A 22,815-nucleotide genomic window follows, 5' to 3' on the forward strand; every position below is an offset into this window, starting at 1 on the left:
CAGACTAGACGGGCGCATCCGCGCCCGATAACTCCAGGAGACAGATGTGGCTGTGGATATGTTCATGAAAATCGATGGGGCCAACGGCGAATCCAAGGACGCCAACCACAAGGACTGGACCGACATCGTGTCGTTCTCGTGGGGCGCGACCCAACCCGGCAATCTGGCCAGCGGTGGCGGCCTGGGCGCGGGCAAGGCGAGCTTCAACGACCTGCACGTGGTGGCGCGCATCGACAAGGCGGCGCCTGCCGTGATGAAGCACTGCGCCAGCGGCAAGCACCTGGGCAAGATCGAATTGTCCATGTGCAAGGCGGGCGGCGAGCAGGTCGAATACTCGAAGATCACGCTGGAAGACGTGCTGGTGTCCTCGGTGCAGATCTCGGGAGACCGCAGCGCCGAGGGCGTAGTGGTGAACTTCGCGTTCCAGGCCGCCAAGGTCAAGCAGCAGTACTGGGAGCAGACCGAAAAGGGCGGCAAGGGTGCCGAAAGCCTCGTCGCCTGGGATATCAAGCAGAACAAGGAAGTGGGCTAAGGCGAATCTTCCATGTCTATCGCTGCGGTTCCATTCAGCGCGATCAGCTTGTCTGGCCAGTTGGACGACGTGCAGGCGCAGATCCGCCACCGGCCGGCCGACGCGGATCTGCGCGCGCAACTGTTCCAGTTGCTGGTGGCGCAGGGCGATTGGGCACGCGCCGCCGAACAACTGGAGGTCTGCGGCCAGTTGAGCGCGCAGGCCCGTCCGCTGGTGGCGATGTACGCCAGCGCTATCTCGGCGGAACGCGAGCGCGAAGCCGTGCTTGCCGGCGAGGGCGAGCCGTTTCTGCTGGGCGAGGCCGAAGACTGGATGCGGGACCTCGTGTCGGCGCTGCGCCTGGATGGGCGCGGCGCCCCGGCCGAGGCGGCTGCGGTGCGCGGCCAGGCCTTGCAGGACGCGGCGGCCAGCGCGGGGGCCGTGCAGGCGGCCACGCACGATGCGCCGTTGCCGTTCCATTGGATCTGCGACGGCGACAGCCGCTTGGGGCCGGTCTTCGAGTTCCTGGGGGGCGGGCAGTACGCCTGGTTGCCGTTCCTGGCGCTTAAGCGGGTGCGCCTGCTGGCGCCGGAAGGCCTATGCGACATGGTCTGGGCGCGTGCCGAGATCGAGTTGGCCGACGGCAAGGTGCTGCAGGGCATGGTGCCGGCGCGCTATCCGCCCGTGCTGGGCGGACGCATGGTCGACTTGCCGGATGCGGTCAAGCTTGCGAGGGTGACCGAATGGCGCGCGTTGCATGGCGAGACCTATGCGGGCGTGGGACAGAAAATGTGGATGACCGACGCGGGCGAATTCGCCTTGCTGGACATTCGTAGCCTGGAGCTGGCGTGATGGGCCACGCCGACGATCCCACCGGCTGGGCGCCGCTTGCGCGCAGTCAACGCGCGGCCCGGGATCGCCTGCAGCCATCGTTGCTGGACCGCCTGATGGACAACGATCCGGCCCGCCGCGCGGAGCCGCGCGACAGCGCCATGCTGACGCATGAGCAGCTGCGCGCGGCCGTGCTGCGGGATCTGCGCTGGTTGCTCAATACGGTCAATCTTCAGACATCGCAGGACTTGTCGGCGCATCATCGCGTCGCGGCGTCGACGGTGAATTTCGGCGTGCGCGCCATGGCGGGAAAGCGCATGTCGGAGATCGACTGGATCGACGTGGAAGAGTCTATCCGCAACGCGATTTCGGCATTCGAGCCGCGCATTCTGGATTCTTCGGTCGAGGTGCGTTGCGTGACCGACACCGGCACGCTGGAGCACCACAATGTGCTGAGCCTGGAGATCCGGGGCATGCTGTGGTGCGTGCCGCATCCGCTCGAATTCCTCTTCCGCACGGACATCGATCTGGAAAGCGGCCATATGGATCTGCGCGACCTGGGCGGCATCTGATGGACGCCCGCTTGCTGGACTACTACAACCGCGAGCTCGTGTACCTGCGCGAACTGGGCGCGGAATTCGCGCAGGCCTATCCCAAGGTCGCCGGGCGGCTGGGCATGAACGCCACGGAAGTGGCCGACCCGTACGTCGAGCGCCTGCTTGAAGGCTTCAGTTTCCTGACCGCGCGGATCCAGATGAAGATGGATGCGGAGTTTCCGCGCTTTTCCCAGCGTTTGCTCGAGGTGGTGTATCCCAACTACCTCGCGCCGACACCCGCGATGGCGATCGTGCAGTTCTCCCCCAGCATGAATGAAGGCACGCTGGCGGGAGGCTTCGAGTTGCCGCGCGGCACGTTGCTGCGCGGCCGCGTGCCGCGCGGCGAGCAGACGCCCTGCGAATTCACGACAGGGCACGCCGTGCGGCTGTGGCCCTTGCAGGTGACCCAGGCCGAATTCACCGCCGCGCCGCAAGACTTGCCGCTGGCGCGGCTAGGCCTGGCGGGTCGCGCCGTACGCGTACTGAGCGCGCTGCGCATCCGGATCGAAGTGGGCGGCGGCCAGCGGCTGGAGGACCTGGACCTGGATCAGCTGGTCTTCCATCTGAACGGCCAGGACCTGCAGATGCAGCGCCTGCTGGAAGTGGTGATGGGACACACGGTGGCAGTGCTGGGCCACGACACGGCGCGGCCGGTCGCGTGGATCAACAAGCTGCCGGCCAGCGCGATCCGCCACGAAGGCTTTGCCGACGACCAGGCCTTGTTGCCGGGCGATGCGCGCGTGTTCCAGGGCTACCGCTTGCTGCAGGAGTACTTCGCGTTCGCGCAGCGTTTTCTGTTCTTCAGCGTCAATGGCTTGAAAGCCGGATTGCGCGGTGGGCCACAGCCGCAAGGCGTACCACGCGAAACCCGCGCTTTCGATCTGACCTTGCTGTTCTCCATGGCGGCGCCGGAGCTGGAGGGCGCGATATCGGCCGCCAACCTGGCCTTGCATTGCGCGCCGGTGATCAACCTGTTCCCCAAGCGCGCGGACCGCGTGGCCGTCACGCCGCGGACGTCCGAGTATCACGTGGTGGTCGACCGCAGCCGTCCGCTGGACTACGAGGTCTTCGGCGTGACACGCGTTACCGGCCATGCGTCCGCGCAGCGGCAGGAACAGGAGTTCCGTCCGTTCTACGGGTCGCTGGGCAGCGACCCGGATGATTACGGCGCGTACTTTTCCGTGCGCCGCGAGCCTCGGCTGATCTCGGACACGGCGCAGCGCAACGGCACGCGGACGGGCTACACGGGCAGCGAAGTGTTCCTGTCGCTGGTGGACCGCCAGGAAGCGCCGTTCTCCGGACAGTTGCGTCACCTGACGTTGGAGACGTTGTGCTCCAACCGGGACATGGCGATGCTGCTGCCGCTGGGCACCGAGACGGACATGACGTTGCGCGTGTCGGCGCCCGTGCGCGCGGTGAAGGTGCTGCACGGGCCGACCCGTCCTTGTCCGGCGCTGGCCGAGAACGCCGCTACCTGGCATCTGATCAGCCACTTGGGCCTGAACTATCTGAGCCTGACGGACCTGGACACGGAGCAGGGCGCTCAGACGCTGCGCGAGATGCTCCACGTCTATGGCAACCTTGCGGACCCCGCGGTGCGCAAGCACATCTCGGGCTTGCGGCACGTCAGCGCCGTGCCCGTGCATCACCGCCTGCCGGTGCCCGGTCCCATCGTCCATGGACGCGGCGTTCGCATCGCGCTGCAGGTGGACGAGGCAGCCTTTTCCGGCATCAGCCCTTATTTGTTTGGCGCCGTGCTTGAACAGTTTTTTGCGCGCCATGTCTCGATCAACATGATGTCGGAGCTGGTCCTGTCGACCCTGCAGCGCGGCGAAGTCGCCCGCTTCAAGCCCCGCATGGGGCGCCGGCCCGCGGTCTAGGCCGGCCCCCGCCACAAAGAGGATCGCGTGATGAAATCCGCCGCTAGCTTGAACCGCATGGCCTACGACCCCGTCCACCTGTTGGGCGAGGTGCTGCGCTGTGAACCCGATGGAAGCTTTGCCGTGGCCTGCGATGGGCGCGCATGGTCCGCACGGCGCGCCGCCAGCTGCCTGCTGGCGCCGCAGCCGGGTGACGAAGTGCTGATCAGCGGACCCGACCCGTCGCGGGTCTATCTGATTGCGGTGACCGTGCAGGCGGAACCCGCGCATGCCACGTTGGAGACACAGGGCGAACTGGTGCTGCGGTCGCTGGGTGGCAACGTGCTGGTGCAGAGCGCGGGCGAGGTGATGCTGCAAGGGCAGGGCGCCGTGCGCGTGCGCACGCCGGAATACGCGGTCGAGGCCGACGACGAACGCCACGCATGCAAGCGCGTGCGCATGGTCGCCGAACAATTGCATGCCACCATCGGCGAGACGAGGCTGGCGGGCCGCAGCTATGAAGCCGTGCTGGACCGTATGACGTTGATGGCGCGCCTGTCGATGCGCAGCGTGAGCGAGGTGGAGCAGGTGCGAGCCGGGTCCATCGACTACCAGGCCGAGCAGACCGCGCGGCTGCACGCGTCCTATACGCTGGTGACGGGCGCCGACCTCGTCAAGGTGGACGCCAAGCAGATCCACATGGGGTGACGCGGTGGACGTCACGCAACCCGCAGTTGATCCGGTTTCCCCCGGCGCCGCTTTGTCCGAAGCCCGCGCGCAGTGGTGGCGCGCGCTTGAGCGCGAGCCCTACGCGCACGACCTGTTCCATGCGCTGCGCTGGATCGATGCGCATGCCGGCGCGCGCAAGCCGCTGGGGCGCGACACGGTTGCGCGCTACGAGCCCGTGCGCCTGCGGCAGGAACCCTCGATGGCGTTCGCGCCGTCTACCGTGGCGCGCGCCCAGGCGGGCCACAACGGCCGGCCGGCGGAGGTCTCCATATACGGGTTCGGCCTATTCGGCCCCAACGGCCCCTTGCCGTTGCATCTGACCGAGCATGCCCATGAACGCATGGCGCATTACGGGGACCGCACCCTGGCGGCGTTTGCCGACGTGTTCCATCACCGGCTCATCCTGCTGTTCTATCGCGCCTGGGCCGACGCGCAGAGCACGGTCAGCCTGGACCGCAAGGAAGAGCGCTTCACGCGGTACGTGGCCAGCCTGCTGCACCTGGGCGAACCATCGATGCGGCGGCGCGACGCCGTGCTGGACCATGCCAAGTACTTCATGGCGGGGCATCTGGTGCGCCAGACCCGCAACCCCGAAGGCCTCAAGCACATTCTGCAATGGTTCTTCGGCCTGCCCGTTCGCATTTGCGAATTTGTGCCGCAATGGATCCGGCTTGAGCCGGAACAACGGCTTGGCTTGGGCGGCACGGCGGGCCTGGGGCGCGATACGGTGCTGGGCGTCGCGGTGCGCGATGCCCAGCACAAATTCCGCATCGAGATCGGGCCGCTGACGCTGGAGGACTACACGAGCTTTCTGCCGGGCGGCTTGCGTGCGCAGCAATTGACGCATTGGGTCAGGCACTACGTCGGCGTGGAGCTGGCCTGGGACGTGCGCCCGGTGCTGCGCGCCGAGGACGCGGGCGGGCTGGCCCTGGGCGCTTCGCGGCCGCTGGGCTTGTCGGCATGGCTGGGCAAGCGCCAGCCTGCGCAGGGCGAGGCGCGCGACCTGTTGCTGGACTATGAACGCCGGGGGCAAACGCCGGCTCGTGGCCGCCCGCCGGCCCAACCTTCAAGGACCCCGCGCGCTTGAACGCGCCATGACGCCATGTCGGATATCGGCCGCATCGAACTCTTCGGAAAGCTCAATCCCGTGCTCTATCAGGCGCTGGAGGGCGCCACCGCGTTTTGCAAGCTGCGCGGCAATCCTTATGTGGAACTGGTGCATTGGATGCATCAGATCCTGCAGCTCCAGGATAGCGACCTGCACCGCATCGCGCGCGGCTTCGAACTGGACCTGGCGCAATTGCAGGCTGACCTGACGGCCGACCTGGACCGGCTGCCGGCCGGAGCCGGATCGGTGTCCGACCTGTCGGAGCATATTGATCACGCGGTCGAGCGGGCCTGGGTGCTGGGGTCGTTGCGATATGGCGCGACGCGCATCCGCAGCGGCCATCTGCTGGCGGGGCTGGTGCGCACGTATGCGCTGCGCCATGTGCTGCTTGGCATGTCGCCGCAGTTCTCGCGCATCGTGCCGGACGAGTTGCTGGCGCGCATGGGCGAGATGGTGCGGGGATCGCCGGAAGCGGCCGTCGCGGAGGCGGACGTCGAGACGCCGGACGTCGGCGGAGCGCAGGCGCAGGGCGGGGCGCTTGCCGCGTTGGAGCGCTTTGCGGTCAACCTGACGGCGAAGGCGCGCGAGGGCGCGATCGACCCGGTGTCCGGACGCGACGAAGAGATCCGCCAGATCATCGATGTGCTGATGCGGCGCCGGCAGAACAACCCGTTGCTGGCCGGCGAGGCCGGCGTGGGCAAGACCGCGGTGGTGGAAGGCCTGGCGCTGCGTCTGGCGGCCGGCGATGTGCCGCCGCCCTTGCGCGACGTGTCGTTGTATCTGCTGGACATCGGACTGCTGCAGGCGGGCGCCGGGGTGAAGGGCGAGTTCGAGCAGCGGCTGCGCGGCGTGATCGACGAGGTGCAGGCCAGTGAGCGGCCCATCGTGCTGTTCATCGACGAGATCCATACGCTGGTGGGCGCGGGCGGCGCGGCGGGCACGGGCGATGCCGCCAATCTGCTTAAGCCGGCGCTGGCGCGCGGCCAGCTGCGCACCATCGGCGCGACCACCTGGTCGGAATACAAGAAGCACATCGAAAAGGACCCTGCGCTGAGCCGGCGCTTCCAGGTGGTGCAGGTCCATGAACCGGACGAAGCGCGCGCATTCGGCATGCTGCGCAGCCTGGCCGAGACCTTGCAGGCGCATCATGGCGTGTTGTTGCTGGACGAAGCCATCACGGCGGCGGTGAGCCTGTCGCACCGCTACATCCCCGCGCGTCAGTTGCCTGACAAGGCGGTGGCGTTGCTGGATACGGCTTGCGCCCGCGTGGCCATCAGCCAGCATGCCGTGCCGCCGGCGCTGGAGGACGCGCGGCGACGCATCCAGGCATTGGAGATCGCGCAGCGCATCGCTCAGCGCGAGGCCCATCTTGGCGAAGGCGACACGCTGCGTGTCGACCGCCTTGCCGCCGAACACGCCGAGGCGGTGCAGGCGGAGCTGGTGTTGGCGAAGCGCTGGGAGGCCGAGCGGGCGTTGGCGGCAACGGTCTTGTCCTTGCGGCAGGCGCTGGATCAGGCCCCGGTATCCGAGCAGGCGGCGGCGCGGCAGGCGCTGGCGCGCGAAACGTCGACACTGGCCGGCCGCGAGGCGCCGATGATCCATGTGTCCGTCGATGCGGCGGCGGTGGCCGCCGTCGTGGCCGATTGGACTGGCATCCCCGTGGGCCGCATGGTGCGCGACGAGGCACAAGCCATGCTGGCGCTGGCGGATACGCTGGAGCGGCGCGTGATCGGCCAGCGCGATGGCCTGGAGGCGGTGGCGCGCCGGATCCAGACGTCGCGCGCCCGACTGACCGATCCGGACAAGCCCGTGGGCGTGTTCCTCTTGTGCGGCCCGAGCGGCGTCGGCAAGACCGAGACCGCGCTGGCGCTGGCCGAAGCCCTGTACGGCGGGGAACAGAACCTGATCACCATCAACATGAGCGAATTCCAGGAGCCGCACACGGTCTCTACGCTCAAGGGCGCGCCGCCCGGCTACGTGGGCTACGGCGAGGGCGGCGTGCTGACCGAGGCGGTGCGGCGGCGGCCCTACAGCGTGGTGCTGCTGGACGAGGTGGAAAAGGCGCACGCCGACGTGCACGAGATTTTCTTCCAGGTGTTCGACAAGGGCTGGATGGAGGACGGCGAGGGACGCTACATCGATTTTCGCAATGCCGTAATCATCCTGACATCCAACGTCGGCGCGGACCGCATCGCGGCCCTTTGCCGGGATCTGGCGTTGATGCCCAACGCAGAAGGGCTCGCGGCCGCGCTGCGGGAGCCCTTGCTGCAGGCCTTTCCGGCGGCGCTGCTGGGAAGGCTGGTTGCGGTGCCCTACCTGCCGCTGTCGGACGCCATGCTGGCGCGCATCGTCGACCTGCAGTTCGAGCGCGTGCGGCGCCGGCTGCAGGAACACCATGGTGTCATGCTGGACGTGGCGCAAGACGCGACGGCGCTGGTGGTGGCGCGCTGCACGGAGGTCGAGTCGGGCGCGCGCATGGTGGACGCCATTCTCACCAATACGGTCTTGCCGCAGATCAGCCGCGAACTGCTGGGCGCGTCGATGCAAGACCGCAGGCTGCACTGCGTGCGGCTGTCCGCGGACGGCGGGGAGTTTCGCTATGACTACGCGTGAACCGCTAGCGGTCCTTGCCGTCCGGGGCTTTCTTCACCGGCGCAGGGCGCATGAAGCTGCCGATCTCACGAAGATGGTCGGAGGCGCTGCGGCTATCCGTGGCGTCGCGCGGCGCGCGCAAGGTGTCGTCGACGGGGTGAACCCGGTGTTCGGCCAATGGGTCGTGGGCCGGCAGGGTGGACGGCGTGCCGTCGTCGAAGACGCTGGGCGGGCTCTCGCCGGGGGTGTCGAACAACGCCAGCGGATCGGTGACCGGACGCGACACGGCGGCGTCGCCGGGCGGCAGATGGCGCAGGGGATCGTCGGGGTTGCGCGCTTGCGCGGACTCCAGATCGAAGGGATGGGCGGACACGTCGGGCGCGCTGCCGACGGGCAAGGTGCCGGGACCGATGAGGTCGCCGAAGATGTCCTCGTCGGTCGTCGCCGCCAGGGGGGGCGCGTCGAGGGCGGGCGCGGCCGTTTCTGCCCGCAGCCGGTAGGCGCCGATGTCGAGCTCGTCGCCCGGATTCAGCGGCACTTCCTGATCCTGCGCAACCGGGTGGCCGTTGACGCTGACGGCGCTCATGCTGCTCAAGTTCACCAGAAAGCCCGCCGCGCTGGTGTCATTGATGCGGATGGCCGCCTGCACGCGACAGATCTCGCGCGCCGGATCGGGCAGGGCGAGATGGTTTTCGGGACTGCGGCCCAGCGTGCCGCCAGGCGCCGCGAATTCGGCGTGGATGGGATCGAAGGCGGGGTCGCCGGCATGTTGGATCACGGTGAGTTTCATGCCTGTCTCCTTGGCGCCCGCGGCGCGTCAGTGGGCCTGGGCCGCCTTGGCCGATTGGAACGCGGGGCCCCATTGAGGATGCCCGGTTTCGTTGGGCGCAAGTTCGAACGAGGGTTGCAGTTGCAGGATGCGGGCGAAGCTGTCTTCGCAGAGCTGGCGGTAGCCGATGACGCAGTAGCTGAAGGCCTGGAGCTTCAACGCCTCCACCCGCATGGGCGTGGGCGCCGTGGCCAGGGCATCGGAGGTGGCGACCGTGCGCGCCACCGCGCCGAACTGGCTGGCGGCGTATTCGTCGCGCACCTGTTGCAGGGCGTCGGCGGCTTGCGGCGAGGGGGCGGAACTACAGGCCGCGAGAACAGCGAAGAGGGACATCAGGCAGATACGGACGGGCTGTTTCATGGCGCGGGCGTGTCGGTCAAGGAGAAGGATGCAAGGCTATTGCGCCGATGATAGCGGCCCTGCGCGGCAGGGGTGCGTCTCGGCGTAACAGACGTGTGTGTTTTTATTTCCGAGGTCTTATGAACGCTTTACTTCATCGAACGGCCTTGACGGGATATCGCGCCGGAGGGCCATTGCGGCGCCTGGCGCTGATCGCCGCGGGCGTGGCGGCCGGCGCACTGATCGCCGGGTGCTCGTCGACCGCCAAGCGCGTGCCGGCGCCCTACGCCATCGAATTGCGCGCGGATCCGAAGGTGAACGAGAACGCCAGCGGCAGGCCCTCGCCGGTGCAGGTGACCATCTATGAATTGAAGTCGGCCAGCATCTTCGAGTCGCGTGATTTCTTCACCTTGCAGGCCGATGCGCATGCGGCGCTGGGCGCAGAGCTGCTCAACACCGATCAGGTGATCCTGCGGCCGGGCGAGACGAAGGTGCTGCGGTATCCCGGCAACGCGGAGGCGCGCGTGGTGGGCGTGGTGGCGGCCTATCGGGAGCTTGAGCAAAGCAAGTGGCGCCTGCTGGTGTCGCTGCCCGAGCCCCAGGACACCAATATCTACAAGGTTTGGCAGTTTTCACCGAACGAGGAGACGGTGAAAGTCGCGGTCAAGCGCGCGGGCCTTGAGGAAGTGGACCGCGACCGTTCGTGGTGGCCCTTTTAGAAACAGAATAAGAGAACCAGACCATGGTGAGCAAAGACAAAGTGATCTGGTCGGAGGGAATGTTCCTGCGGCCTCAGCATTTCCAGCAACTGGAGCGCCATCTGCTGCACGCGGCGCAGCAGCGTGCGCTGGCGGCGCAGGGATTCTTCTGGGGATTCAGCCATCTGTCGTTGGACCGAGACGCGCTGGCGATCGGCAAACTGGTGCTGACGCAGGCGCACGGCGTCATGCCCGACGGCACGCCCTTCGATTTCTCGGCGCCGGATGCCGCGCCCGTTGCGCTGGAGGTGCCGCCGCAGACCCGCGACGCGCGCGTCCTGCTGGCGATGCCCCGCGCGCGACCCGGCGCCACCGACGTGATCTACGAAGGCGAAGAGGACACCTTGGCGCGCTACCTGGTGCACGAGGCCGAGGTGGACGACACCGGATCGATGGGACTGGAGCCGGCGCTAATGCAGCTAGGCCGACTACGGTTGCGCCTGATGCTGGAACACGAGCTGACCGACGATTGGCTGGGCCTGGGCGTGGCGCGCGTGGTGGAACGCCGTCAGGACAACCGCGTGGTGCTGGACGAGGGTTACGTGGCGCCCTGGCTTGCCGCAGGCGAACATCCGGTGCTGCGCGGGCTGGTCAACGAACTGTACGGCCTGTTGGGCGCACGCAGCGAAGCACTGGCCGACCGCCTGTCGCAGCCTGGCCGCGGCGGCGTTTCCGAAGTCTCCGATTTCATGCTCCTGGAAACCGTCAACCGCTATGTGGGCGCGCTCTGGCATGCGCGCCAAAGCGCCGGACTGCACCCGGAGCGCTTGTTCCACGACTGGCTGATGCTGGCTTGCGACCTGTCCACGTTCACTTCGGCCACGCGGCGCCCGGAGGTGCTGCCCGATTATGTTCACGACGACCTGCAAGGCAGTTTCGCGCCCTTGATGAATGAGCTTCGCCGTTCGCTGTCGGCAGTGCTGGAGCAACGCGCCTTGCAGATCCCGCTGCAGGACCGGGGGCAGGGCGTTCGGGTGGCGCAGATCAAGGATGCCGAGCTGCTGCAAACCGCCGGTTTCGTGCTGGCCGTGCATGCCGACCTGGGCACCGACACGGTGCGCGCGCGCTTTCCCGCGCAGGTAAAGATCGGTCCGGTGGAACGCATCCGCGACCTGGTGCATCTGCAACTGCCGGGGGTGACAGTGCGCGCGCTGCCGGTGGCGCCGAGGCAGATTCCCTACAGCGCGGGACACGTGTATTTCGAACTGGATAAAAGCGGCGAATTCTGGAAGCAGCTGGAGCGCACCGGTGCGCTCGCGTTGCACCTGGCCGGCGATTTTCCCGGGTTGACGATGGAGTTCTGGGCATTGCGCGATTGAACGCGGAGACAACTATGCATGCATCGGACCACACGCTGTCCGCCCCGCCGGGAGGGTTGGGCGACGGCTCTTCCCAAGGCTCCGGCCGAGTACGGCCTCACGACTATGTCATCAGCGGGACCAATCCGCTGGTGGCGGCCGCCAACCCGCTGCTGGACTTGATTCCGCAGATCCGCGCGACCGTGGCGCATCCGTCGGCGGCGATGTTGCGCGAGCACTTGCTGGACGAAGTCCGCCAGTTCGAACTGCGCGCGCAACAGGCGGGCATCTCCAACGAAACGATCCTTGGCGCGCGCTACTGCCTGTGCACCGCGCTGGATGAAGCCGCGGCGCTGACGCCGTGGGGCGGGGGCGGCGTCTGGTCGGCGCACAGCCTGCTTGTCACGTTCCACAACGAGACGTGGGGCGGGGAAAAATTCTTCCAGCTGCTGGCCAAGCTGTCGCAGAACCCCGCGCAGCATCTGGACCTGCTGGAATTGCTGTATTACTGCCTGCTGCTGGGTTTTGAAGGCCGCTACCGGGTGATGGACAACGGCCGCTCTCAACTGGAAACGTTGCGTCAGCGTTTGCTGCGCATCCTTCGGGGTGCGCGCGGCGAATATGCGCTGGCGTTGTCGCCGCATTGGCGCGACGAGCCGGCCCAGACGCCGCTGCGCCGCTTGCCGGTGCCCCTGTGGGTATTCGGCGCGCTGGCCGCCGTGCTGGCGCTGGCCCTGTACTGGGGGCTGGGCTGGAGGCTGGGCAGCCAGTCAGATGGCGTGTTCGCGGCCATCAGCCAGCTTAAGCCGCCCGCGGTGCAGATCGCCCCGGCGGTCGCGCCTCGGCCGGCGCCTGCGCCGCGGCTGGCCTTGTTCCTGGCGCCCGAGATCCGCGACCAGCTGGTGACGGTGCGCGACGAAGTCGACCGCAGCGTCGTTGTCCTGCGGGGCGACGGCGTGTTCGAGTCCGGCGCCAGCTCGGTGCGCGATCCGTACCTGCCGGTGCTGTCGCGCGTGGCGGATGCGCTGCGCCAGACGCAGGGCGCCATCGTCGTGCGCGGCTACTCCGACAATACGCCGATGCGCAGCGCGCGTTTTCCGTCCAATTGGCATCTGTCGCAGGCGCGCGCCGATGCGGTCAAGGACATGCTGGAACAACGCCTGGGGCAGTCGGCGCGGGTGCGGGCGGAAGGGCGCGGAGATGCCGATCCCGTGGCGCCCAACGATACGGCCGCCGGCCGCGCGCTGAACCGGCGGGTGGAGATCACGGTGCTGGTGCCGCCGGCCCCGCATGAGATCGACGGACAGGGAGGCCAAGAATGATCTACAGGCTGTTCGGATGGTTCTTCAGCCGGCGCGTGTGGAACTTCCTGGGGCTCGTGGCCCTGGCGCTGCTGATCTGGATCGCGGGGCCGCTTGTTGCGGTGGGCACCGTGCGGCCGCTGGAAAGCGAGGCCGTGCGCGTCATCGTGATCGTGGCGATATTCGCGATATGGCTGCTGCGCCTCGTGTGGCGCAAGTGGCGCGAAGGGCGCTTGAACGCGCAGTTGCTGGGTCAGTTACGGCCCCGGCCACGCGCGGAGAAGGCGGTGGAGGAGACCGCTGAGAACGATGAGATCCGTCAACTGGAAACGCGATTCGACGAAGCGGTGGAACTGCTGCGCAAGACGCGCTTCGAGAACCGCGGCAAGCGCCGTCCGCTGGACCGCTTCTCGAAGCAGTACCTGTACCAACTGCCCTGGTATGTGATCATCGGCGCGCCGGGAGCGGGGAAAACCACGGCGCTGGTGAATTCCGGCTTGAATTTTCCGTTGGCCGAACGTTACGGGAAGGTGGCCTTGCGTGGCGTGGGCGGCACGCGCAATTGCGACTGGTGGTTCACCGACGACGCGGTGCTGCTGGATACGGCGGGACGCTACACCACGCACGAAAGCGACCCCACGGGCGACGAGCAGGAGTGGCGCGGGTTTCTCGGCCTGCTGACCAAGTACCGTGGCCGGCAGCCGATCAACGGTGCGATGCTGACGGTCAGTGTCGAAGACCTGTTGTCGGCGTCCGATGCGGAACGGGCACAGCATGCCGCGGTGCTGCGGCGGCGTTTGCAGGAATTGCGCGAGCAGTTGGGCATCGCGTTTCCGGTGTATGTGCTGGTGACCAAGACCGACCTCTTGTCCGGCTTCGAAGAGTACTTCGCGTCCTTCAGCCGCGACGAGCTGGCGCAGGTCTGGGGCTTTACGTTGCCCTACGCGCGCACGCAGGAGCCCGGCTTCGATTTATACGAGGCCTTTCACGCCGAGTACGCACTGCTGCAGCGGCGCCTGGATGATGCGCTGCCGGAAGTGGTGGCCGCTGAAGAAGACCCGTCGCGGCGCGCGCTTGCTTACATGCTGCCGCAGCAGTTCGCCGGGCTTCAGGCCATCCTGGGCCATTTCCTGAGCGATGTGTTCGCTACGTCGAAGTTCGAGGCCCGGGTGATTCCGCGCGGGGTGTACTTCACCAGCGGCACCCAGGGCGGCGAGACGTTCGATCAGGTGACCGGCCATCTCAAGCGCTACCTGCGCATCGAGGGCGCCGCCGCGCCGGCTCCAAGCGTGTCGGGCGAGGGGGAGGGCCGCAGCTACTTCCTGAAGAACCTGCTGAGGGACGTCATCTTCCGTGAAGCGGGCCTGGCCGGGCGCAACCTGCGTTGGGAGCGCCGCTACCGGCAATTGCATTGGGCGGGTTACGGGCTGGTCACCGCGCTGTTCATTGCGCTGATCGCGGGCTGGGCATTGAGCTACCGCAACAACTCGGCCTATGTGGAGGAAGTCGCGCGGCGCGTTCCCGCCGTGGAGAAACTGACGCGCGACATCAAGATCACGCGCACCGGCGACCTTCTTGGCCTGATGCCCTTCCTGGACAGCCTGTGGTATTTGCCGCGGCATGAGCGCTTCGAGATCGACCAGCCGCCGCTTGGCTACCGCTTCGGCCTGTATCAGGGCCAGAAGCTGCAGGCGGCGGCGCAGGGGGTCTACGACAACACGCTGGACCAGGTGCTGCTGCCGCAAGTGGCGCGGCGCGTCGAGGCCGCGTTGCGGGACGCGTCGGCCAGCGACCTGGAGTATTCCTACGAAGCGCTGCGGGCCTACCTGATGCTGTACGAGGCCGACCGCTACGACCCGGAGTTCATGCATGCGTGGCTGTTGTCAGACATGCAGGCCACCTTGCCGGATGGGTATACGCGCCGCCAGTACGAGCAGTTGTCGCTGCATCTGCGCCACCTGACGCAGGGCCGCGTGCTGGCGTCGCCCTTCCCGAAGGACGATGCGCTGGTGGCGCAGGCGCGCGAGAAGCTCGCGCGCTACACGTTGGCCCAACGGGCCTACAGCCGGCTGCGCCGCACGCTGGCCAATACCGATGCGGCGCCCGAAAACACGGTGGTGACGCTGGGCGGCCCGCAGGCCAGCGCCGTGTTCGTGCGTAAGAGCGGCAAGCCGTTGAGCCAGGGCATCCCGTCTCTCTACAGCTATCGGGGCTATTGGGACGTGTTCAACAAGCGGGTCGCCAGCGTGGCGGAGGTGCTGAGATCGGACGACGCGTGGATCCTGAACATCCCCCCGCCCGGACTGCTGGACCAGGCCGCGCAGCGCCAGCTGGTGGCGGGCATCAAGCGCCTGTACATGAACGATTACGTGGCGCAGTGGGACGGCTACCTGAATGACCTGCAGCTGGCGCCCAGCAAGTCCTTGCTGCAGAACATCCAGATGGCGCGCACCTTGTCGGCGCCGGAATCGCCGCTGGTGCAACTGGTGCGCGGCGTCGCGCGCGAGACCGCCTTGCTGCGCGATTCCGGCAAGGACGACCGGTCGCTGGTGGACCAGGCGCGCGACCGCGTCAGCAGCACGCGCGAAGCGCTGGAGCAGATGTTCGGCCCTACGGGGCCCGATGCCGCCACGCGCGCCGATGCCTCGGACGAAAAACTGGAACGTATCGTGGACCAGTATTTCGAGCCCTACCGCCGCCTGGCGCAAGGCGAAGGCGGGGCTGCGGGCGCTGCGCCGCCGATTACCGCGACGACGGGCCTTATCAACGAGCTTTACACCTACCTGACCGCGGCGGATGCGGCGCTGCGCAGCGGCAGTCCGGCGCCCAGCTCGGATTCGGTGACGAAGTTGCGCGCGGAGGCCGGACGGCTGCCCGGACCCTTGCGTGACGTGCTCAATTCGCTGTCCGTGAACGCGTCGGGAGAGGTGTCCGATGTGGCGCGGGCACGCATGGGTGAAACCGTGTCCGCCACCATCGGCGTGTTCTGCGGCCAGTCGGTGGCGGGACGCTACCCGTTTTCCAGCCGTTCGACGCGCGACGTGGCGCCCAATGACATGGCGCGCCTGTTCGCGCCCAACGGCATGATGGATGACTTTTTCCAGAAGAACCTGGCGACCCAGATCGACGTTTCCGGGCAGCGCTGGCGCTTCAAACCGGGAGTCGACGGGCGATCCGGGGGCAACTCGGCCACGCTGGACGCCTTCCAACGCGCAGGCGTGATCCGCGATGTGTACTTCATGGCCGGCAACCCCATGCCGTCGTACCGGGTGGCCATCCGGCCGGTCGAGATGGACGCGGGGATCACGCAATTCGTGATGGACGTGGACGGCCAGCCGGTGCGTTACGCGCACGGACCGCAGGTGGCGACTACGGTGCAATGGCCGGGCCCCCGGGGCAGCAACCAGGTGCGTATCGAGCTGACGCCGCAAGGGGGCGCGGCAGGCATGACGACCTCGGGCCCGTGGGCGCTGAACCGCATGCTGGACCGCGCGCAGCTGCAGCGCGGCGCTTCGCCGGAGATCACCTTGGCCACCTTCGACCTGGGCGGGCGCAAGGTGGTGCTTGAGATCACCGCCAGCAGCGTCAAAAGCCCTTTTCATCTAGCCGAGATGCAGGGTTTCGCCTGCCCCGGCGCGTCGTGACCAGGACAGGGATATGGAGCTAGGCTTGGAGTTCGGGCAGGTAGGCTGGTACGGCAAGATCCCGGCAGCGGGCGACTTCGTGCACCGGCGCCTGCCGCGTGAATTGATCGCCTGGTGGGACCGTTGGCTGCAGTTCGGGCTGGTCGCGATCAAGCAGGCGCCGGATGCTGCGGCAGCGCGCAGTTTCGCGTCCGCGCCGATCTGGAATTTCGCCATTCCGGCGGGGCCCGGGACGGGCGTGGCGCAATTGGGCTGCATCACGCCCAGCCGCGACCGCGTGGGGCGCGGCTACCCGCTGTGCGTGGTCGCGGCGTTGCCGCCCGCGCAGTATCACAGCAGCATCCTGGACGGGGCCAGCGACTACTACCGGCAGGTGGGCGCCAGCATGCTGGCCGCGGTCCGCCACGGCTGCGCCCCGGAACAGTTCGACCGCAGCCTGCAGCAGGTGCGCATGCCAGCCGCTGCGCCACGCCCGTCCGCGCCGCCGGCGGGCAACGACATCATGGACATCCTGCGCGCGGGGCGCGAGCAGGAATCGGCGCCTTTGTCGCGCCGCGCGCTGGGTGCGTGGCCGGATTTGCCGTTTTGCTTCAACCCCAGTTCGCACACCAGCTATTGGTGGACCAACCAGGCGGACGGCGCGGCGTTGCAGACCTATGTGCATGGCGGCGCGCTGAATGCCACCTTGTTCGCCCGATTGTTCTCGTCGCTGCCCACGTGGCGGCCATGACCCTTATCGAACCCGGAGGAGCGCGCATCATGTCCACCCCTTCCGCAGTGCCGCCGGACAATCTCACCCGCCTGCCTCCCGGTCCGGGGCGCCAGGCGGCGATCGAGCGGATGGTCGCCGGGTTGGCCGGGCCGCTGGCGGCGCTGCACGCTGCGGGCCAGGTGCATGGTGGCATTTGTCCTGCGGCCGTCGCCTATGGCCCTTCGGGCCAGGCCATTCTGGCCACGCCGCCTGTCGCGCCGTCGCCGGACGCCGAGGACGCGCCCCGGCAAGCCGGCTATGCGGCATTCGAGCAATACACGGACGACCCGGCCTATCCCTGTGGCCCGTGGACCGACGTTCACGGGCTGGCGGCGGTGGCCTATTTCCTGGCCACCGGAAGCGCGCCGCCAAGCGCTCTGGCACGCCGTGTGCGCGATGACTACCGGCCGCTGCATGAATGGGGGGCGAACAACTACGGCCAGGCGTTCTGCGACGCGGTCGACAGCGGCCTGGCCTTGCCCGCGCACGCGCGGCCCGCGACGATGGCGGCGTTTGCCGCGGCGATGGGAGCCGCATTGCCGCCGCCGGAAAACACGGCCGCGCCGGCGTCGCTCCTGCCTTCACCGGCGGACGAGTCCCCGGTCGTCGATGACATGCCGGCGCAGGCAACGGAGGATGCCTTGACCGTGGCGCCGCCGGAAGCTTCCCGCGGCCGGCGCATCCTGCCGTGGGCGCTGGTATGCGCCTTATTGTTGGCGGGGGGAGGCTACGCCTGGATTCAAACGACGGCGCCGCCCGTGCAACTGGCCAACACACCGCCGGCATCGCCGCCCGCGCTCGCGCCGGCGCGGCAGCCGGATCCTCCCCAAGCCCCGCCTGCCGCGGATCCCGCCGTGCCGCCGGCAACCGGCAATGCGGCACCAGCGCCGGCGTCCGCCGAACCCGCCATCAACCCGGTCCCCGAGCCGGTCCCCGAACCGGTCCCCGAACCGCCAGCGCCGGCCCCCGCCGCCGAGCCCGCTGCGCCGGCCGCGGCCGTGCCGCCGGCGCCGCCCAAGACGGCGCCCGTGGTGGTGCGTGTGGCCGTGCGTCCGTGGGGTGAGGTGCTGATCAATGGCCGTTCACGGGGGTTCAGCCCGCCATTGCGGGAGCTGTCGCTGGCGCCGGGGCGTTACCGGGTGACGGTGCGCAACGCGTCGGCGGGGGACCACAGCATGACGCTGACCGTCGCGCCCGACAGGCCGGCCGTCATTTCGCATGACTTCAAATGAAGGGATGGAAACCTGCGCCTGGCCGCCCGAGGCCGCCTGACGGCGGACGCGGGCTTACGGCAGCGTGGACTCGCCCTTGAGCAGATCGTCCAGGGTTTCCCGCTGACGCACCACGTAGTACCTGTCGCCGTCGACCATCACTTCGGCCGGGCGCACGCGCGCGTTGTAGTTGCTGGCCATGGCCATGCCATAGGCGCCCGCCGATTCCACCGCCAGCACGTCGCCCTGCTGAATCGCCAGGGGGCGCTGCCGGGCCAGCCAATCGGCGCTTTCGCATACCGGGCCGACGATGTCGTAGTCGGCCGGCTCGTCTGCGCGCGGACGCAGGGCCCGCACGCCATGGAACGCGTCGTACAGGGCCGGGCGCAGCAAGTCATTCATGGCGGCATCGACGATGGCGAAATTGCGCGCCTCGGCATGCTTCAGGTACTGGACCGTGGTCAGCAGCACGCCGGCGTTGCCGATCAAGGAACGGCCGGGTTCCAGCACCAGGTGCAGATGCCCGTGGCCGCGCGCGTTCAGGCGTTCGAAGACCCGGTCCAGCAAGGCTTTGGGCGAAGGCGGCGTCTCGTCCGCGTAGCGGATGCCCAGGCCGCCGCCCAGGTCCAGGTGAGCGATCTGGATGCCTTCCTGGCCGAGCGTGTCGATCAGGTCCAGCAGCTTTTCCAGCGCGTCGAAATAGGGACTGATGTCGGTCAGCTGCGAGCCGATATGGCAATCGACGCCGACGATATCCAGGCCCGGCAAGGATTGCGCCGTGCGATAGGCGTCCAGCGCCGCATCGATGGCGATGCCGAACTTGTTTTCTTTCAGGCCGGTGGAGATGTAGGGGTGGGTCTGCGCGTCGACGTCGGGGTTGACCCGTAGCGACACGGGGGCGCGCACGCCCATGTTTTCGGCCACTTCCGACAGCCGGTGCAATTCGGCCACGGATTCCACGTTGAAGCATTTCACCTGGGCCAAGAGCGCGTCGCGCATTTCCCAGGCCTGCTTGCCCACGCCCGAAAACACGATCCGGGACGGGGCGGCACCGGCCGCCAGCGCGCGTTTGAGTTCGCCGCCGGACACGATGTCGAAGCCTGCGCCCAGGCGCGCGAATTCCTTCAGCACCGCCAGGTTGGAATTGGCCTTCATGCCGTAGCAGACCAGCACCGGCCGCTGCCCGACTGCGCTGCGGTAGGTTTCCCAGGCGGCTTTCAGGGCGGCGCGCGAATAGACGTACAGCGGTGTGCCTAGCCCATGCGCCAGATGGTCCAGCGGCACATCCTCGGCGTACAGTACGTTGTTGCGGTACTGGAAGTAGGGGTGGCCGGCCAGGTCTGGCTGCACGGGATAGGCGGGCGTCATGGGATCGTCGGCGCCGGCGGAATCTGTTGGGTGGGCTGTGCCGGCGTGCGCGACGGCGGCTTGCCGTCAGGCGTCGGCATATACAAAGGACCCTTGTACCCGCAGGCCGCAACCATGCCGGAGGCCAAGAGCGTGGCTACAATGCGGAAAGCCATGCGGCTGAATGCCAATTGGAACACTGGGAACTCCGTAATTCTTGCAGGCTCGATTATGACCGAAACCGAATTTCTTGCATTGATCGACCAGGTGCTGGACAGCATCGAAAGCCAGGCCGATGACTGGGCGGCTTCGCTCGACGTCGACGTCGAAACCAGCCGCAGCGGTAATGTGCTGACGATGGTGTTCGAGGACAATACCCACGTCGTGGTGAACAGCCAGGCCGCCATGCAGGAGCTATGGGTGGCCGCGCGCAGCGGCGGTTTCCACTACCGCTACGACGGCCAGCACTGGAACGATACCCGGGGTGGCCCGCAATTGCCCGACGCCTTGTCCCAGATCTGCTCCGCCGCGGCGGGCGTGCCCGTGACGCTGAAACTGTAAAACTGCCCACCCCGACATAAAAAGGCCGGCCTATCAAGGCCGGCCTTTTTTCATCAGAACGGGATCTTCTGCGACCAGGGAGCGGCGTTCTGCGTCCCGACGCCTGGCGCAACCTTGATCTTCGTGTCTTCGTTGCTGCTGCCCAGGCCGTGCAGGAATTCACCCAGCGTGTCGGCTTCCGCCAGCCCCAGGCGGGCGACGGCTTGTCCAGGCGGGAACTCCGAGAAGTAGAACTCGCCGTTCTCGACGATGATGCCGTCGGGGCGGGCGCGCGGCTTTTCTTCCGGCACGCCTTTCAGCACTTCCTGCATGTAGTCGACCCAGATCGGCATGGCCACGCCGCCGCCGGTTTCACGCGAGCCCAGCGACTTGGGCTGGTCGAAGCCCAGCCACGAGGTCGCCACCAGGCTCGGCGTGTAGCCCGAGAACCAGGCGTCCACGGATTCGTTGGTGGTGCCCGTCTTGCCGGCGATGTCGTTGCGCTTGAGCAGGGCGCGGGCGCGTGCCGCGGTGCCGTAGGTGGCCACGCCGCGCAGGATGTCGTCCATGATCCAGGCGGTGCGCGGATCGATGGCGCGCGCGGCCGCGTCGCCGGCCACGACCGGCTTGGACTGCATGATGACTTTGCCGTTGCTGTCGGTGACGCGGTCGATCAGGTAGGGCGTGACGCGGTAGCCGCCGTTGGCGAACACCGAGAACGCGCCGGCCAGTTGCAACGGCGTGACCGAACCCGCGCCCAGCGCCAGCGGCAGCACGGCCGGCTGGCGGGCCTTGTCGAAGCCGAAGCGGGTCAGGTAGTCCTGCGCGTACTGCGGGCCGATGGCTTGCAGGATGCGGATCGACACCATGTTCTTCGACTTGTACAGGCCCTGGCGCAAGGTCAGCATGGGCTCGTACTGGTTGCCGTAGTTCTTCGGGTTCCAGGCCTTGGAGCCGGTCTGCGCGGCGGTCAGCTCGAACGGCTGGTCGGAAATCTGCGTGGCCGGCGTCAGGCCGCGCTCCAGCGAGGCGGCGTAGATGAAGGGCTTGATGTTCGAGCCCGGCTGGCGCCAGGCCTGCGTCACGCGGTTGAAGTTGCCGCGGTAGAAATCGAAGCCGCCCACCATCGCGCGGATGGCGCCGTCCTGCGGCGCCAGCGCCACGAAGGCCGCCTGCACCGAGGGCAGGTTGATGATTTCCCAGTTGTCGCCGAACTTGCGGATGTAGACGACGGAACCGCGCTTGATGCGCTGTTCGGGCTTGGCCTTGTCGTTCAGCGCGCGGGCCACCACGCCCAGCACCTTCTTGTCGGTGACGGTGATGATCTCGCGCGAGCTGCGGGCCAGCTTCACTTCGGTGGGGCTTGCCGACAGCACCAGCGCGGTCAGCAGGTCGCCGCTGTCGCTGAACTTGTCGAACACGCCGTCCAGGAATTCATCCAGCGCGGCGGGATTGTTCTCGGTGCCCGGGGGCAGGTCCAGTTGCTCTTCGGGGCCGGGGTAGGGCGCGCGGCGCGTGTATTCCAGCACGCCTTCGCGCACGGCGCGGTAGGCGGCTTCCTGGTCCTTGGACTGCACGGTCGTGTAGATGTTGATGCCGCGCGAATAGACGTTGTCCTGGTACACGTTGTAGAGCAGCTGGCGGGCCAGTTCGGCCACGTACTCGCCGTGGATGGAATAGCCGCCGGCCGGCGTGCCTTCCGCCGACTTCATGACGATCTGCTGCGCCATCGCCTGCTTGTACTCGGGCTCGGTCAGATAGCCCAGCGATTGCATGCGGCCCAGCACGTAGCGCTGGCGCAATTCGGCGCGGGGGCGGTTCGAGATCGGATTGAAGCGCGAGGGGGCCTTGGGGATGCCGGCCAGCATGGCGGCTTCGGCCGGCGTCACTTCCGACAGCGGCTTGCCGAAGTAGGTGCGCGAGGCGGCGGCGAAACCGTAGGCGCGGTGGCCCAGGTAGATCTGGTTCATGTAGAGCTCAAGGATCTGGTCCTTGGAGAGCTCGGATTCGATCTTGAACGTCAGCAGCAGCTCGTAGAACTTGCGCGAATAGGTCTTTTCCGACGACAGGTAGAAGTTGCGCGCCACCTGCATCGTGATGGTGCTGGCGCCCTGCGTCTTCGACATGTTGATCAGGTTGGTCAGGCCGGCCCGCGCCACGCCCATCCAGTCGATCCCGCCGTGCTGGTAGAAACGGTCGTCTTCGGCCGCCAGCACCGCGGACTTCATGACGTCCGGAATTTCATTGAAGCGCAGCACGTTGCGGCGTTCTTCGCCGAATTCGCCGATCAGGACGCGGTCCGCCGTATAGACGCGCAGCGGCACCCGCGGGCGATAGTCCGTCATGGCGTTCAGGTCCGGCAGGTTCGGCCAGGCCAATGCCAACGCCATCCCCGCCAGCAGTACGCCGCACAGGAACAGGCCGGCACAGAAGATGCCGGCCTTCACGAAGAATCGCAGTATCGGGGAGCCGCTCTTGGCGGGCTTGTCTTTCTTGGAGGAATTCTGGGGCTTGCTCATCGCGGCGATTTTACGGGACTCTCCGGGCCCGGCTTAGCGCGGGGGATCGGTT

At 67.6% G+C, this 22,815-nt stretch carries 19 protein-coding genes; 14 read left to right on the forward strand and 5 right to left on the reverse strand.

The window, feature by feature from the left end:
- Window positions 1–46: 46 nt before the first annotated feature.
- From A9973_RS29365 to tssH, 7 genes are read left to right on the forward strand one after another with little or no spacing between them, the layout of a single operon-like run.
- Window positions 47–532, forward strand: coding sequence for a type VI secretion system tube protein Hcp (locus A9973_RS29365; protein ID WP_183017079.1), 486 nt, complete (start codon window positions 47–49; stop codon window positions 530–532).
- A gap of 12 nt (window positions 533–544) precedes the next feature.
- Window positions 545–1,363, forward strand: coding sequence for a type VI secretion system accessory protein TagJ (locus tag A9973_RS29370; RefSeq protein ID WP_183017080.1), 819 nt, complete (start codon window positions 545–547; stop codon window positions 1,361–1,363).
- The gene (tssE, locus tag A9973_RS29375) at window positions 1,363–1,914 is read left to right on the forward strand and encodes a type VI secretion system baseplate subunit TssE (RefSeq protein WP_183017081.1); all 552 of its coding nucleotides are present in this window, start codon (window positions 1,363–1,365) and stop codon (window positions 1,912–1,914) included. Before A9973_RS29370 ends, tssE begins: the two co-directional genes overlap by 1 nt.
- Window positions 1,914–3,818: a type VI secretion system baseplate subunit TssF gene (tssF, locus tag A9973_RS29380; RefSeq protein WP_183017082.1), complete on the forward strand. Its 1,905-nt coding sequence runs from the start codon at window positions 1,914–1,916 to the stop codon at window positions 3,816–3,818. The genes tssE and tssF overlap by 1 nt, the downstream gene beginning before the upstream one ends.
- 30 nt (window positions 3,819–3,848) lie before the next feature.
- Window positions 3,849–4,505, forward strand: a complete 657-nt coding sequence (locus A9973_RS29385) for a DUF3540 domain-containing protein (RefSeq protein WP_183017083.1) — start codon at window positions 3,849–3,851, stop codon at window positions 4,503–4,505.
- A gap of 52 nt (window positions 4,506–4,557) precedes the next feature.
- Complete coding sequence (gene tssG / locus A9973_RS29390) at window positions 4,558–5,613, forward strand: type VI secretion system baseplate subunit TssG (RefSeq protein WP_220805700.1); 1,056 nt, start codon at window positions 4,558–4,560, stop codon at window positions 5,611–5,613.
- Window positions 5,614–5,628: 15 nt separating this feature from the next.
- Window positions 5,629–8,247 carry a type VI secretion system ATPase TssH gene (gene tssH / locus A9973_RS29395; RefSeq protein ID WP_183017085.1) on the forward strand — a complete coding sequence of 873 codons (2,619 nt, stop codon included), beginning with the start codon at window positions 5,629–5,631 and terminating at the stop codon, window positions 8,245–8,247.
- Window positions 8,248–8,251: 4 nt separating this feature from the next.
- On the opposite strand, the gene A9973_RS29400 is transcribed toward tssH, so the two are convergent.
- Together A9973_RS29400 and A9973_RS29405 are read right to left on the reverse strand one after the other, a co-directional pair.
- Window positions 8,252–9,016, reverse strand: a complete 765-nt coding sequence (locus A9973_RS29400) for an FHA domain-containing protein (protein WP_183017086.1) — start codon at window positions 9,014–9,016, stop codon at window positions 8,252–8,254.
- 27 nt (window positions 9,017–9,043) lie between these two features.
- Window positions 9,044–9,415, reverse strand: a complete 372-nt coding sequence (locus tag A9973_RS29405) for a TssQ family T6SS-associated lipoprotein (protein ID WP_183017087.1) — start codon at window positions 9,413–9,415, stop codon at window positions 9,044–9,046.
- 119 nt (window positions 9,416–9,534) lie between these two features.
- Here A9973_RS29405 and tssJ point away from each other — a divergent pair, with 119 nt between their 5' ends.
- The 6 genes from tssJ to A9973_RS29435 are packed head-to-tail and all read left to right on the forward strand — an operon-like array spanning window position 9,535 to window position 18,378.
- Window positions 9,535–10,113, forward strand: coding sequence for a type VI secretion system lipoprotein TssJ (gene tssJ / locus A9973_RS29410; RefSeq protein ID WP_183017088.1), 579 nt, complete (start codon window positions 9,535–9,537; stop codon window positions 10,111–10,113).
- A gap of 23 nt (window positions 10,114–10,136) precedes the next feature.
- Window positions 10,137–11,471 (forward strand): type VI secretion system baseplate subunit TssK, encoded by a 1,335-nt coding sequence (gene tssK / locus A9973_RS29415; protein WP_183017089.1) that lies wholly within the window; start codon window positions 10,137–10,139, stop codon window positions 11,469–11,471.
- 14 nt (window positions 11,472–11,485) lie between these two features.
- Window positions 11,486–12,772, forward strand: a complete 1,287-nt coding sequence (locus A9973_RS29420; protein WP_183017090.1) for a DotU family type VI secretion system protein — start codon at window positions 11,486–11,488, stop codon at window positions 12,770–12,772.
- Window positions 12,769–16,395: a type VI secretion system membrane subunit TssM gene (gene tssM, locus A9973_RS29425; RefSeq protein WP_183017091.1), complete on the forward strand. Its 3,627-nt coding sequence runs from the start codon at window positions 12,769–12,771 to the stop codon at window positions 16,393–16,395. Before A9973_RS29420 ends, tssM begins: the two co-directional genes overlap by 4 nt.
- Before the next feature lie 13 nt (window positions 16,396–16,408).
- The gene (gene tagF / locus A9973_RS29430; RefSeq protein ID WP_183017092.1) at window positions 16,409–17,125 is read left to right on the forward strand and encodes a type VI secretion system-associated protein TagF; all 717 of its coding nucleotides are present in this window, start codon (window positions 16,409–16,411) and stop codon (window positions 17,123–17,125) included.
- Window positions 17,126–17,154: 29 nt separating this feature from the next.
- Window positions 17,155–18,378, forward strand: a complete 1,224-nt coding sequence (locus tag A9973_RS29435) for a hypothetical protein (RefSeq protein WP_183017093.1) — start codon at window positions 17,155–17,157, stop codon at window positions 18,376–18,378.
- Between the two features lie 54 nt (window positions 18,379–18,432).
- On the opposite strand, the gene lysA is transcribed toward A9973_RS29435, so the two are convergent.
- Entirely contained in the window at window positions 18,433–19,725 is a 1,293-nt protein-coding gene (lysA, locus tag A9973_RS29440; protein WP_183017094.1) for a diaminopimelate decarboxylase, read from the reverse strand.
- On the reverse strand, window positions 19,722–19,985 hold the full coding sequence (locus tag A9973_RS31410; RefSeq protein ID WP_370539548.1) for a lipoprotein: 264 nt from the start codon (window positions 19,983–19,985) through the stop codon (window positions 19,722–19,724). Before A9973_RS31410 ends, lysA begins: the two co-directional genes overlap by 4 nt.
- Between A9973_RS31410 and cyaY the strand changes: the two genes are divergently transcribed.
- Window positions 19,936–20,265: an iron donor protein CyaY gene (gene cyaY, locus A9973_RS29450; RefSeq protein ID WP_006227433.1), complete on the forward strand. Its 330-nt coding sequence runs from the start codon at window positions 19,936–19,938 to the stop codon at window positions 20,263–20,265. The two genes, A9973_RS31410 and cyaY, sit on opposite strands and share 50 nt — an antisense overlap.
- 53 nt (window positions 20,266–20,318) lie before the next feature.
- Here cyaY and A9973_RS29455 read toward each other — a convergent pair whose 3' ends face one another.
- Window positions 20,319–22,763: a penicillin-binding protein 1A gene (locus A9973_RS29455; RefSeq protein ID WP_183017096.1), complete on the reverse strand. Its 2,445-nt coding sequence runs from the start codon at window positions 22,761–22,763 to the stop codon at window positions 20,319–20,321.
- Window positions 22,764–22,815: the final 52 nt, after the last annotated feature.

This window comes from Achromobacter sp. UMC46, from assembly GCF_014170335.1.
GTDB lineage: Bacteria > Pseudomonadota > Gammaproteobacteria > Burkholderiales > Burkholderiaceae_B > Achromobacter.

Bases quoted from the DNA above. Each gene is read 5' to 3' on its own strand.
- A9973_RS29370 (WP_183017080.1), top strand. From the start codon at position 545: ATGTCTATCGCTGCGGTTCCATTCAGCGCGATCAGCTTGTCTGGCCAG.
- tssE (WP_183017081.1), top strand. From the start codon at position 1,363: ATGGGCCACGCCGACGATCCCACCGGCTGGGCGCCGCTTGCGCGCAGT.
- tssF (WP_183017082.1), top strand. From the start codon at position 1,914: ATGGACGCCCGCTTGCTGGACTACTACAACCGCGAGCTCGTGTACCTG.
- A9973_RS29385 (WP_183017083.1), top strand. From the start codon at position 3,849: ATGAAATCCGCCGCTAGCTTGAACCGCATGGCCTACGACCCCGTCCAC.
- tssH (WP_183017085.1), top strand. From the start codon at position 5,629: ATGTCGGATATCGGCCGCATCGAACTCTTCGGAAAGCTCAATCCCGTG.
- A9973_RS29400 (WP_183017086.1), bottom strand. From the start codon at position 9,016: ATGAAACTCACCGTGATCCAACATGCCGGCGACCCCGCCTTCGATCCC.
- A9973_RS29405 (WP_183017087.1), bottom strand. From the start codon at position 9,415: ATGAAACAGCCCGTCCGTATCTGCCTGATGTCCCTCTTCGCTGTTCTC.
- tssJ (WP_183017088.1), top strand. From the start codon at position 9,535: ATGAACGCTTTACTTCATCGAACGGCCTTGACGGGATATCGCGCCGGA.
- tssK (WP_183017089.1), top strand. From the start codon at position 10,137: ATGGTGAGCAAAGACAAAGTGATCTGGTCGGAGGGAATGTTCCTGCGG.
- A9973_RS29420 (WP_183017090.1), top strand. From the start codon at position 11,486: ATGCATGCATCGGACCACACGCTGTCCGCCCCGCCGGGAGGGTTGGGC.
- tssM (WP_183017091.1), top strand. From the start codon at position 12,769: ATGATCTACAGGCTGTTCGGATGGTTCTTCAGCCGGCGCGTGTGGAAC.
- tagF (WP_183017092.1), top strand. From the start codon at position 16,409: ATGGAGCTAGGCTTGGAGTTCGGGCAGGTAGGCTGGTACGGCAAGATC.
- A9973_RS29435 (WP_183017093.1), top strand. From the start codon at position 17,155: ATGTCCACCCCTTCCGCAGTGCCGCCGGACAATCTCACCCGCCTGCCT.
- lysA (WP_183017094.1), bottom strand. From the start codon at position 19,725: ATGACGCCCGCCTATCCCGTGCAGCCAGACCTGGCCGGCCACCCCTAC.
- cyaY (WP_006227433.1), top strand. From the start codon at position 19,936: ATGACCGAAACCGAATTTCTTGCATTGATCGACCAGGTGCTGGACAGC.
- A9973_RS31410 (WP_370539548.1), bottom strand. From the start codon at position 19,985: ATGCTGTCCAGCACCTGGTCGATCAATGCAAGAAATTCGGTTTCGGTC.
- A9973_RS29455 (WP_183017096.1), bottom strand. From the start codon at position 22,763: ATGAGCAAGCCCCAGAATTCCTCCAAGAAAGACAAGCCCGCCAAGAGC.